This window comes from Amycolatopsis thermophila (assembly GCF_030814215.1).
GTDB classification, from domain to species: domain Bacteria; phylum Actinomycetota; class Actinomycetes; order Mycobacteriales; family Pseudonocardiaceae; genus Amycolatopsis_E; species Amycolatopsis_E thermophila.
In genome coordinates this window covers 1,009,909-1,021,956 of record NZ_JAUSUT010000001.1, presented here as the reverse complement: position 1 = coordinate 1,021,956, position 12,048 = coordinate 1,009,909, and the positions used below count along the sequence as shown (strand labels likewise).

General features: G+C 72.0%; 10 protein-coding genes. 6 read left to right on the top strand and 4 right to left on the bottom strand.

Annotated features, from left to right (window positions below; all coding sequences use genetic code 11):
- Positions 1 to 16: 16 nt before the first annotated feature.
- From FB470_RS05135 to FB470_RS05125, 3 genes are all read right to left on the bottom strand, one after another.
- Positions 17 to 1,342 carry a purine-cytosine permease family protein gene (locus FB470_RS05135; RefSeq protein WP_306989160.1) on the bottom strand — a complete coding sequence of 442 codons (1,326 nt, stop codon included), beginning with the start codon at positions 1,340 to 1,342 and terminating at the stop codon, positions 17 to 19.
- Positions 1,343 to 1,455: 113 nt separating this feature from the next.
- Positions 1,456 to 2,652, bottom strand: a complete 1,197-nt coding sequence (locus tag FB470_RS05130) for a cysteine desulfurase-like protein (RefSeq protein ID WP_306989159.1) — start codon at positions 2,650 to 2,652, stop codon at positions 1,456 to 1,458.
- 15 nt (positions 2,653 to 2,667) lie between these two features.
- Positions 2,668 to 3,618, bottom strand: coding sequence for a helix-turn-helix domain-containing protein (locus tag FB470_RS05125; RefSeq protein WP_306989157.1), 951 nt, complete (start codon positions 3,616 to 3,618; stop codon positions 2,668 to 2,670).
- Between the two features lie 86 nt (positions 3,619 to 3,704).
- Between FB470_RS05125 and FB470_RS05120 the strand changes: the two genes are divergently transcribed.
- From FB470_RS05120 to FB470_RS05100, 5 genes are all read left to right on the top strand, one after another.
- Positions 3,705 to 3,932, top strand: coding sequence for a hypothetical protein (locus FB470_RS05120; RefSeq protein ID WP_306989155.1), 228 nt, complete (start codon positions 3,705 to 3,707; stop codon positions 3,930 to 3,932).
- A gap of 43 nt (positions 3,933 to 3,975) precedes the next feature.
- Positions 3,976 to 4,827: an AraC family transcriptional regulator gene (locus tag FB470_RS05115; protein WP_306989153.1), complete on the top strand. Its 852-nt coding sequence runs from the start codon at positions 3,976 to 3,978 to the stop codon at positions 4,825 to 4,827.
- 529 nt (positions 4,828 to 5,356) lie between these two features.
- Positions 5,357 to 7,288 carry a maleylacetate reductase and hydroxyquinol 1,2-dioxygenase domain-containing protein gene (locus FB470_RS05110; RefSeq protein ID WP_306989152.1) on the top strand — a complete coding sequence of 644 codons (1,932 nt, stop codon included), beginning with the start codon at positions 5,357 to 5,359 and terminating at the stop codon, positions 7,286 to 7,288.
- 8 nt (positions 7,289 to 7,296) lie between these two features.
- Complete coding sequence (locus FB470_RS05105; RefSeq protein WP_306989150.1) at positions 7,297 to 9,042, top strand: FAD-dependent oxidoreductase; 1,746 nt, start codon at positions 7,297 to 7,299, stop codon at positions 9,040 to 9,042.
- A 98-nt stretch (positions 9,043 to 9,140) separates the two neighbouring features.
- On the top strand, positions 9,141 to 9,638 hold the full coding sequence (locus tag FB470_RS05100) for a DUF4262 domain-containing protein (protein WP_306989148.1): 498 nt from the start codon (positions 9,141 to 9,143) through the stop codon (positions 9,636 to 9,638).
- Between the two features lie 963 nt (positions 9,639 to 10,601).
- Here the strand turns inward: FB470_RS05100 and FB470_RS05095 are convergent.
- Positions 10,602 to 10,796 carry a hypothetical protein gene (locus tag FB470_RS05095; protein WP_306989146.1) on the bottom strand — a complete coding sequence of 65 codons (195 nt, stop codon included), beginning with the start codon at positions 10,794 to 10,796 and terminating at the stop codon, positions 10,602 to 10,604.
- Positions 10,797 to 10,937: 141 nt separating this feature from the next.
- Here FB470_RS05095 and FB470_RS05090 point away from each other — a divergent pair, with 141 nt between their 5' ends.
- Entirely contained in the window at positions 10,938 to 11,987 is a 1,050-nt protein-coding gene (locus tag FB470_RS05090) for a zinc-binding dehydrogenase (protein ID WP_306989145.1), read from the top strand.
- Positions 11,988 to 12,048 lie beyond the last annotated feature (61 nt).

The window sequence follows — 12,048 nt, the reverse complement described above, 5'->3', positions numbered from 1 at the left end:
GAGAGTTCTTCCTTTCCTAGACGGCGGGAGCGGGTTCGGCGTCGGCGGTGCGGCTACGACCGACACCGCGGACCAGGCCGAGCTTCCCCGCGACCGCGTAGAGCACGAACGCCACGACGAGCGAGTTGATGCTGGGCAGACCCCAGTCGACGAACTCGCCGACCAGCCCCGCGGCGACCCAGACGACGATCGTGGCCGGCACCCACACCGGGGCTTCCTCGGGCACGGTTCCCCTGGCACGGGCGGCTTCCAGATCGCCACGCCACTTCTTCACCACGAAGTACTCGGCCACCATGATCCCGGCGATGGGCGGGAACGCCACGCCCAGCAGCGCGAGGAAGTCGGTGAACCGTCCGAGGATGCCGGCGGCGGCGAGCACGCTGCCGATCACGCCGAGGACCGCGGTGGTCAGGCCGCGGTGGGCCGTGCGGCCGGACACCGTGCCGATGAAGTTCACGACGCCGAGCCCGGACGAGTACAGGTTCCAGTCGTTGATCTTCATGGTGCCCGCGATGACGATCAGCAGACCGACCCAGCCGACCGACGACGTGACGATCGTGGTGATCTCCGCCGACTTCACCGCGTGCGCCAGCAGCACACCGGCCATGCCGATGACGTACTCGCCGAGCGTGATGCCGAGCAGTGTCTGCTTGACCACGTCAACGGTGCTGCGGTTGAACCGCGTCATGTCCGGCGTGATCACCGCGCCGACGATGAACCCGCCCGCGACGAGCGTGGTGCCCTGCAGCAGGCTCAGCTGCGGGCCTGGCGGCGCCGACGACACGAGCGCGCCGACGTCGTGGGACGACAGTTCGGAGATGATCGACCAGCCGACCAGGATCAGGAACGCCGGCACCATCAGGTAGGCCGTCCACGCCATCGAGTGGAAACCGCGCACCACGATCGCGGTCACGACCAGGCCGAAAACCAGCGCCCACGCCCACTCCGGCAGCCCGCCCATGAGTGAGACGAGCCCCTGCGCCGACACCGCGGACTGGATGCCGAACCAGCCGATGAGGCTGATGCCGATCGCGAGCCCGATCAGCGCCGATCCGCCGCGGCCGAAGCCGGTCCAGCGGGCGATCATCGACGTCGACAGGCCTTCGCGCATGCCGATCACGCCGACGAGGATGGTGATGAGCTCGAGGATGACCGAGCCCAGGGTGAACGCGAGGAACGCCTGCCAGAAGCCCATTCCGAAGCCGACCGTCGCGCCCAGCAGGAACTGCGACAGCGCGGACACCTGACCGAAACGCTGGATCGCGACCGACCACCAGGAGTAGCGGGCGCTGTCCGGGACCCTGGTCAGGGCGTAGTCGTCGACACCGACCGACGAGGCCATACCGACCTCCTTATCCGGAGAAGAAGCGGTTCCCAGCACCGTAAACAGCGGGAATCCTCCGGTCACTGTGCGAGGTGCACAGGCTGGCCCTTCCGCCTGTGCACCTCGCCCGGTCAGAGGTCGCGGATCCCGTCCAGCAGCCGGTCGACCTCGGCGGCGGTCGTGTACGGCGCGATGCCCGCGCGGACCGCGCCCGTGTCGCCGAGGCCCAGGTGGCGCGAGCAGTCCAGGGCGTAGAAGCTGCCCGCCGGCGCGTTCACGCCCCGCGCGGCCAGTCGCTCGTAGACCACGGGCGAGGGCACGCCCTCGACCGAGAACAGGACCGTCGGTGTGCGGCGGCGCGTGGGGGAGCCGTAGCGCGTCACGCCCGGGATCTCCGCCAGGCCCGCGTCGAGCCGATCGAGCAGGCCCTGCTCGTACTCCTCCAGCGCGGTCAGCGAGCGCAGCAGCCGTTGCCGTCGCGTGCCCTCGCCCGGCGCGAGTCCCGCCAGGAAGTCGATGGCGGCCGTGGTGCCGGCGAGGAGTTCGTAGGGGAGGGTGCCCAGCTCGAACCGCTCGGGCACGGCGTCGGTGGACGGCGCGAGCTTGTCCGGGTGCAGGGTCTCGAGCAGTCCGGGCGCGGCGGCGACCAGGCCGAGGTGCGGGCCGAGGAACTTGTACGGGGAGCAGCCGTAGAAATCCGCGCCGAGCGCGGTGACGTCGACCGGCGCGTGGGGGGTCAGGTGCACGCCGTCGACGTACAACAGGGCGCGGGTTTCGTGCACGGCGGCGGCGATCGCGGGGACGTCCGGGCGCGTGCCGAGCAGGTTGGACGCGGCCGTGACGGCGACCAGGCGGGTGCGGTCCGAGAGCAGGCCGCTGACCGCCTCGACGGGGAGTTCGCCGGAGGCCGGGTCGAAGTCGGTCCACCGCACGGTGACCCCGTGCGCCTCGGCGGCCTGCACCCAGGGCCGGATGTTCGCGTCGTGATCCAGCCGCGTCACCACGACCTCGTCGCCCGGCCGCCACGTCTTGGCGAGCGCGCGGGAGAAGTCGTAGGTCAGCTGCGTCATGCTGCGCCCGAACACGATCCCGCCCGGCTGCGCGCCGAGGAGGTCGGCGGCGGCCTGCCGGGCCTCGACGACGACGCGGTCCGCACGCCGCTCCGCGGCCGTCGTCGAGCCGCGGTTGGCGATGGCCGCGCACAGCGTCGCGGCGACGGCCTCGCCCACCACGTCCGGCACCTGCGAGCCGCCGGGTCCGTCGAAGTGCGCGGCGCCCTCCTCGAGCGCGGGGAAGTGCTTGCGTACTGCGGTTACGTCATAGGCCACGAGGCCCAGCATGCCTCACGACGCGGCGAACGTGCGGCGGTAGTCGTGCGGGGACACCCCGACCACGCGGTGGAAGTGGTGTCGGAGCAGGGCGCCGGTGCTGAACCCGCACTCGCGGGCGATCTCCTCGATGCCCAGGCGGGTCTCTTCGAGGAGGGTTCGCGCGTGCAGGACCCGTTGCGTGGTGAGCCACTTGACGGGCGTCGTGCCGGTTTCGGCCGCGAACCGGCGGGCGAAGGTGCGTTCCGACATCTGGGCGCGCCGGGCCAGCGCGGGGACCGTGTGCTCCTCGGCGAGGTGCTCGATCATCCACGACAGCACCGGTTCCAGACTGTCCCCAGTGCACTCCGGCATGGGCAGCGCGACGAACTGCCGCTGGCCGCCGTCCCGCTGCGGCGGCACGACCATCCGGCGGGCGATCGCCGTCGCGGCCGCCGAGCCGAGCTCGCGGCGGACCAGGTGCAGGCACGCGTCGATGCCGGCCGCGGTGCCGGCGCTGGTGATGATGTCCCCGTCGTCGACGAACAGCACGTCCGGGTCGAGGAAGGCCTCGGGGAAGCGCTGCTTGAACTCGTCGATGTGCTTCCAGTGGGTGGTGCACGGACGGCCGTTCAACAGCCCGGTGGCGCCGAGCAGGAACGAGCCGCTGCAGACGGTGAGGAGCGTGGCGCCGTTCGCGTGAGCCTGGCGGATCGCGTCCAGCACCGCAGGCGGGTACTCGTCCCGGACCGCCGCCGCCGGGATGGTCACCAGGTCGGCGCCCTCGAGGCCCTCGAGCCCGTATTCGGGCACCAGTTCGACGCCGACGCTCGCCTGGATGCGCTCCCCCGCGCGCTCACCGCACACGCGGAACTCGGTGTACGGCACGCCGTCGTCGGTGCGGTCGATGCCGAACACCTCGCAGACGACGCCGAACTCGAAGACGGCCGAGCGGTCGACCAGGACGGAGGCCACGGTGCGGAGCATGCCCACACGGTAGCTGGCAGGATTTTGCTGCACAAGGTCCGTTCTGCCACTTCTGGCAGCTTCTCGTGCAGCGAATAATTTCTGCCATGACCGGATTGCTGATGTTCCTCCTGCTCATCGCCCTGATCGTGTGGGGCCTCAACCGCAACCACCGCCGCCAGGCGCCGCCGCGGATGTCCGGCAGTTTCGACGTCGAAGACCGCGACGCGCTCCGGATCCGCGGCGAGGTGGCCGCCCGCCGGCTGGAGACCGCACGCCCGGGGTTCCGGAGCGCCGCGGCTCCGCGGACCCGTCACCACCTTTCGCGCGCCTGACGACGACCTAGACTGGGCACGACCTCGACGCCGAGGAGGAAACGTGCCCGAGCTGAGCCTGGCCGACACGAACGGCATCCTGCGCCAGCCGTGGATCCACCCGGCCCGCTCCAGCGCGGGCCTGGGCTGGGACCGGCTCTACGTCTCCACCCAGGCTGAAACGCCGTACCGCGCGAGCTTCGACGCGGCAGGCACCCACCTGGTGATCCTGCACCTCGACGGCCCGGTGACGGTCCGCCGCGGGCGGCACCACGTGGCGCACATCCCCGCCGGCGGGCTGTTCCTCCACCCCGCCGGGCACGACCTCACCGTGGAACTGGGCGGGAAGCTGCGGACCGTGCACGCCTACCTGCCCGACTCGGTGTTGCGCGAGGCCGCCGGCGGCCCGGTCGACCTCGGCGAGGAGGTCGTCGTCGCCGATCCGCTCGCTGAACAGGTGATGCTGAGCCTGGACGGCGTGCTGCGGCAGTGGACGCCGACGGCCCGGACCTACGTCGACCACCTCGGCGGGCTCCTGGCCGCGCACCTCGCCCACCGCTACGGGACGGCCGTCGAGCCGGAGCCGGGCGGCCTGTCCCGGACACAGCTCGCCGCGGCGCGCGAACTCATGGAGCAGCGCCTGGCTGAACCGCTGCCGCTGGCCGAACTCGCGGCCGCTGCGGCGCTGAGCGTCAGCCAGTTCACCCGCCGCTTCAAGGCCGCGACGGGCGAGACGCCGCACCGGTACCTGATGCGGCTGCGGGTCGAGCACGCGTGCCGCCTGCTGCGTGGCAGCGCGCTGCCGATCCCGGAGGTCGCCGTGCGGTGCGGATTCTCCCACCAGGAACACCTGACGCGGGTGATGCGCGGCCGGCTCGGCACCACCCCGGCCGCATACCGGAGAGACCACGCCTAGCACGAAGATCGCTTACGTTCCGGCACCGCAGCGACCGCCCCGAGAAACGGCCGCACCCCCTGCAAACCGCGAGCCGGCAACGCGACGAATCCGACTACGCCCCAGACCTCCCCCGCCCCCGATCCCCAGCCCGCATTTGGTCGCAGACCAGGCGTGTCAAGGTACTCTTTCCCGCCTTGACACGCCTGCTCGGCGACCAACACACACTCAAAGAGGGGGCGGGGGAGGTCCGCCCAAGGTACGTTCGGCGCCGTAGGCGCCCCTGGCCGAAGGCCAGGAAAAAGATCAAAAGATGTCCTCGCCGGACGGGCAGGCTCCGGGATGACGGGAACCGTTGTCCGCTCACCTCGGGCAGGTGGTCGATGACCACCCAGCTCGGGTTTTACCGATCAACGGCACCGCGCCGCGTGCGTCGTACGCTCGCTCGCATGCGCGTTTCGTGCCGAAGGACGCTCAGAACGTGCAGGCGCCGGTCCTCCGGTGCGCCCGATACTCGTCAACACATCGGCGGCAAAGGGAGTGGAGCGCGATGCGGGGCTTCGTCTACTCGGCTCATCCGGCTCGGGTCGTTTTCGGTTCGGGGACGGTGGCTCAGGTGCGCGAGGAGGTGGAACGGCTCGGCGGGACGCGGGCGTTGTTGCTGTCCAGCCCGCCACTCCACCGAGCCGCCCAGCCGGTGCGTGACGCGCTGGGGTCGCTGCTCGCCGGGGAGTTCGACGGCGCCGTCATGCACACGCCCGTCGAGGTCACCGAGCGGGCCCTCAAGGCGCTGGCCGAGCACGAGGCGGACTGCCTGGTCGCGATCGGCGGCGGCTCGACCACCGGGCTGGCCAAGGCGCTCGCCGTGCGCACCGACCTGCCGCAGGTCATCCTGCCGACCACGTACGCCGGTTCCGAGGTCACACCCGTCCTCGGCGAGACGGAGAACGGCCGCAAGACCACCCGGTCGTCGCCCGCGATCCTGCCCGAGACGGTCATCTACGACGTCGACCTCACGCTCGGTCTGCCCGTCGCCGTCTCGGTCACCAGCGGCATCAACGCGATGGCCCACGCGGTGGAAGCGCTGTACTCACCGCAGGCGAACCCGGTTGTCGACGGCATGGCCCTGGACGCGATCACGCGCATCGCCCGGTCGCTGCCCGCCCTCGTCGAACGACCGTCCGATGTGGACGCGCGGGCGGACCTGTTGCAGGCGGCGTGGCTCGCCGGGACCTGCCTGGCCACCGTCGGGATGAGCCTGCACCACAAACTCTGCCACACCCTCGGTGGCTCGTTCGACCTGCCGCACGCCGAGACCCACACGGTGATCCTCCCGCACGCCATGGCCTACAACGCCACGGCCGCGTCCGAAGCCATGACCCGCATCGCGGCGGCGCTCGGCACCGCCGACGCGCCCAGCGGGGTGTACGACCTCATCGTCCGCTGCGGCGGCCCGACGTCGCTGCAGGAGCTGGGCATGAGCCTCGACGACGTGCCGCGCGCGGCCGAACTGGCCACCGCCAAGCCGTACCCGAACCCGCGCGAGCTGACCCGCGACGGCATCGAGGAGCTGCTGCGGCAGGCGTGGCACGGCGAGCGCCCGGGCGGCGGCCGCGCCGTGCCCGACCTGAGCTGGCTCACCCGCCAGGTCGTCGCGAGCTTCGACGACGCCCCGGACCCGCGCGCGAAACAGCTGGTCACCGACCTTGTCCGGCATCTGCACCACTACGTCACCGCCAACGACGTCACCCAGGGCGAATGGCAGTACGCGATCGACTTCCTGACCCGCGCCGGCCACATCACGACCGACACGCGGCAGGAGTTCGTGCTGCTCTCCGACGTGCTGGGCGTGTCCAGCGCGGTCGACGTCCTCACCAACTCCCGCACCCCGGACACCACACCGTCGGCGGTGCTCGGCCCGTTCTACGTCGAGGGCCCGCCGGCCGTCGAGCACGGCACCGACATCGCCCGCGGCCTGCCGGGCACGCCGATGTGGGCCGACGTCCGCGTCACCGACCCCGACGGCAACCCGGTCCCCGACGCCGTGGTCGACGTCTGGCAGGCCAACGAGGACGGCTTCTACGACGTCCAGCTGCCCGAGTTCGACGGACCGGTGCTGCGCGCCCGCTTCCACAGCGACGCCGACGGCCGCGTGCGGTTCTGGTCGATCCTGCCCAAGGAGTACCCGATCCCGGACGACGGCCCGGTCGGCCAGATGCTCGCGGCCACCGGACGGCACCCGTGGCGGGCGCCGCACGTGCACTTCATGATCAACGCGCCGGGGCGCCAGCAGCTCATCACGCAGCTGTTCGTGCGGGGCGGGCCGTACCTGGACGCCTCGTCCGGGCGCGGCGACACCGTCTTCGGCGTCAAGGACTCCCTCGTCGTCGACTTCGTCCCCCAGCACGGTCCCACCCCGGACGGGCGGGTCGTGGACGGCGAGTGGCGGTTGCTCGAGTTCACCTTCCGCATCGCGCGCTAGGAGTTTCCATGCAGACCTTCGACACCGACGTCCTGGTCGTCGGCAGCGGCCCCGCGGGCGGCTCGGCGGCCCTGCTGCTGGCCGGCTACGGGGTGCGGACGCTGCTCGTCAGCAAGTACGGCTGGGTCGCGAACACCCCGCGCGCCCACATCACCAACCAGCGCACCCTCGAGGTGCTGCGGGACGCCGGTGTCGAGAAAGAGGCGCTGGCCGCGGGCACCCCGCAGGAGCTGATGGGCGACACCGTGCTGTGCACGTCGCTGGCCGGGGACGAGATCGGCCGCATCCGCACGTGGGGGACCGGGCCGCGGTTGCTCAGCGAGTACGCGGCGGCCAGCCCGTGCGGCATGATCGACCTGCCGCAGACCTACCTGGAACCGATCCTGGTCAGCAACGCCGCGGCCCGCGGCGCGAAGGTCCGGTTCGACACCGAGTTCCGGTCGCTGGAACAGGACGCGGACGGCGTGACGGCGCGGCTGCTCGACCGGGTGCGGGGCGACGAGTTCACCGTCCGCGCGCGGTACCTGATCGGCGCGGACGGCGGGCGCAGCCTGGTGGCCGAACAGATCGGGCTGCCGATCGCCGGGCAGAGCGGCAAGGCCGGGAGCATGAACATCGTGTTCCGGGCCGATCTGTCGCGGCACGTCGCGCACCGGCCGAGCGTGCTGTACTGGGTGATGCGGCCAGGGGCGCACCTCGGCGGCATCGGGATGGGTCTGGTGCGGATGGTGCGGCCGTGGGACGAATGGCTGCTGACCTGGGGTTACGACATCTCGCAGCCGCCGCCGGAGGTCGACGGAGCGGTCGCGCGGGAGATCGTGCACGACCTGGTCGGCGACCCGTCGGTCGACGTCGAGATCACCTCCACTTCACTGTGGACGGTCAACCACTCCTACGCCACCGAGTATTCCCGTGGCCGGGTCTTCTGCGCCGGCGACGCCGTGCACCGGCACCCGCCGTCGAACGGGCTCGGCTCCAACACCTCCATCCAGGACTCCTACAACCTGGCGTGGAAGCTGGCGATGGTCCTGCGCGGCGAGGCGGGGCCGGGTCTGCTCGACACGTACACGGCGGAGCGGGCGCCGGTGGGCAAGCAGATCGTGGACCGCGCGAACCTGAGTCGCGACCAGTTCGGGCCGATCTTCGCGGCGCTGGGCATCGCGGGTGGTGGCGACGACGAGGGCATCGTGGCCGGGCTGGCCGCGTGCCGGGCCGACGATGCGGAGGGCGTCAAGCGGCGGCAGGCCCTGCACGAGGCGATCGAGCTGAAGAACTACGAGTTCAACGCACACGGCGTCGAGCTGAACCAGCGGTACTCGTCGGGCGCGGTGATCCCGGACGGCGCTCCGCCGGAGGTGTGGGAGCGGGATCCGGAGCTGTTCCACCAGCCCTCGACCCGGCCCGGTGCGAAGCTGCCGCACGCGTGGCTGGTGGACGAGCACGGCGAACGCGTGTCTACTTTGGATCTGGTCGGGCGCGGAGAGTTCACCGTGGTGACCGGTCTCGCCGGTGGTGACTGGGTTTCCGCGGCGGAGGAGTTGTCGTTGCGGGCGGTGCGGATCGGCGACGCGGGCGCCCGGGATGCCTACGGCGACTGGCGCCGGGTGTCGGACCTCGACGAGGCCGGGTGCCTGCTGGTGCGCCCGGACGGTTACGTGGCCTGGCGAACCGTGTCCGGTGTGCCGTCCGGGCACGTGGATGTCCTCCGCGACGCGCTCCACGGGGTGCTGCACCGGGAATCTTTCCCCGATTAGCCACGATCGGGTGAACACGGCGCGGGCGGGACTGTCTTTTTGTCGGTGCCGCCCTGCATAGTCGATCGCACAGCAACCCGAACTCCGAGGGGGAGACGATGTGCGGAAAGTGCGGTCGGCCGTCCGGGAACCTGCGCCACCTGCGCGAGATCATCGGCGAGCACGGGTGGGCGGTGATTTCGTTCGAGGGCAACGGTTCCCGCCCGCCGTGGGCGTACACCGCGGGCTTGACGGGCCGGGGCAGACCGGAGCTGGTGGTGACCGCGATGGAGCCCCATCGGGCGCGCGGCCTGCTCGACGACGTCGCCGCGCACCTGCTCCGCACGGGCGAGCCGGACCTGGAGCCGGGGGAGCGGCTGCCGGGCCCGGGCAACCTGCTGCTGGAGGCCGTGGCGGTGGAGGTGCCGTCGGTGCACCTGCTCACCGCGGTCGACCTGTACGGCCCCGGGGTCCACGCCACACAACTCGTGCACGCGGATGCGCGTGGACGCTGGCCGTGGCGCCCAGGCTGGCAAGGCCCCGGCGGACGCCAACCGGTACTGGGCCCTCGTGCTGGTGCGACACTCGCGCAGGCAGCCAACCCACCCTGGCCCTAGGCTCGGCGCACCCCGCCCCTCGCGCACCTGATTGCCTCAGCCACCGAGACCGACAGCCCGGGAATCCCGCGACCCGCGCAAAGATCGGGGCACCCTCGAGTGTCCACTCACCGCCCCGATGGGGAAGCGTCACCGCGGTGTGCGGCGTTCGGCATTCGACCGAGGTCGCTGACGGGTGCGAGCCGCTGCTGGGCTCGGGCTGGCGTGGCGGTCGCCCACGGGGGGTTCCGCTGTGGCTGGTGCGCGCGACGCCCGCCTCGTATCCACCTGCTCGGAGGAACCGTCACCGTGGTGTGCGGCGCCGCACGGCGTCAGACCGGGATCGCTGACAGGCGCGAGCTGCTGCGGGGATCGGGCTGGCGTGGCGGTCGCCTGCGTGATGATTCGGCCGTGGCGGGTGCGCGCGCCGCCCGCCTGGTATCCACGTGCTCGGAAGAAGCCGCGGGTCGAAGCGTCACCGTGGTGTGCCGGCGCTGCACGGCGTCCCCGGGGTCGCTGGCCGGCGTGAGCTGCTGCGGGGCTCGGACTGGGGCGGGGCTCGCCCACTTGGTCATTCCGCCGTGGCGGGTGCGCGCGCCGCCCGCCTGGTATCCGCGTACTCGGAGAAGCCGCGGGTCGAACCGTCACCGCGGTGTGCGGCGCCGTTCGGCATTCGACCGGGGTCGCTGACAGGTGCGAGCCGTTGCTGGGCTCGGGTTGGCGCGGGCTCGCCCAGGTGGTGATTCGGCCGTGGCGGGTGCGCGCGCCGCCCGCCTCGTATCCACGTGCTCGGAAGAAGCCGCGGGTGAACCGTCACCGTGGTGTGCGGCGCCGCACGGCCTTCCACCGGGGTCGCTGACAGGTGCGAGCCGTTGCTGGGCTCGGGCCGGCGTGGCGGTCGCCCACGTGGTCATTGCGCCGTGACTGGTGCGCGCTACGCCCGCCTCGTTTCCACGTGCTCGGGAGAAGCCGCGGGAGGAACCGTCACCTGCGGTGCCGCACGGCCATCCAACCGAAGTCGCGCACGCGGAAGTTCACGCCCGCCGCGGCGCGCAGGTCGCGGCGGTGCTCGATGAGCTCGTCCGGCGCCCAGGCGGTCACCGGGCGCTTGCGGCGGGTGCGCACGTCGTACACCCCCGCGCCGACGAGCAACAGGCCGATGAGGCTGACGATGACCACCAGAATCACCATGGGCGCCCCCAGCCGGGTGTGCTCCGATTCTGCCACCGATCGTGCCAAGAAGGGGGAAGTCACGTGTGAGAGACGCGTAGCTGGGCCACCATGTGGGCGAACGCCACCGCGACGAACGGGAGGTCCCGCATGGCCACCATGCTGGCCGGAAGGCTGGAGATCGGCTCGCGCAAGTTCGGTGTCCGGGAGGTGCCGGTCCCCGAACCCGGGCCGGGCCAGGTCCGGATCAAGGTGCGCGCGGCCGGGGTGTGCCTGTCGGACGTCCACCTGATCGACGGCACCCTCACGCCGCTCTTCCTGGAGGCGCCCGAGGTCACCCTGGGTCACGAGGTGGCGGGCGAGATCGACGCGATCGGGCGCGACGTGCCGGACCGGTGGCAGGAGGGCCAGCGCGTCGCCCTCGAGGCGGGTGAGCGGTGCGGCCAGTGCCCGAACTGCGTCCGCTTCCGCGGCCCGTGCCTGCAGGTCCGCACACGCGGCGTCGACTACGACGGCGGCTGGGCCGAGTACGCCCTCGCCAGTCAGCACACCCTCATCCCGATCCCCGACGACCTGCCGCTCGTGCAGGCGGCGATCGTGCCGGACGCGGTGTCCACGCCCTGGGGCGCGGTCACCGGCACCGGCCAGGCCCAGCCGGCCCGCCCGGCGGGTGTGTGGGGTGCGGGCGGGCTCGGTGTGCACGCGGTGCAGCTGCTCCGGCTGATCGGCGCCGCCCCGATCGTCGCGGTCGACCCGTTGGCGGCGGCGCGGGAGCGGGCACTGGAGTTCGGCGCCGACCTGGCACTGGACCCGGGCGACCCCACCCTGCGCGAGCAGATCCTCGCCATCACCGCCGGAGCGGGGTTGGACGTGGCGTTCGACATGGCCGGGGTGCCGCCGGTGCGGGAGCAGGCAGTGAGCTGCCTGGGCCTCGGCGGGCGTCTCGTGCTCGTCGGCCTGACCCCGGAACCGCTCACCGTGACCGACGGCATCGGCTTCAGCTACCGCGGCCAGCGCCTGCTCGGCCACTACGGTTCCCAGCCGGGCGCGGTCGAGCAGCTCATCGAGCTGGCGCGCTACCACCGCGTGGAGTGGAGCCGCTCCATCAGCGGCACCTACCCCCTCGCCGACGCGGCGAAGGCCGTCGAGCACCTGGATCGCAAGGAGGGCAACCCGATTCGCCTCGTCCTCGTTCCTTGAACGGGTCGCCCTCAGCCGCGGGTGCCCCGGAAGGCGCCGGCGCGGCACCCGGGAGCGCCAC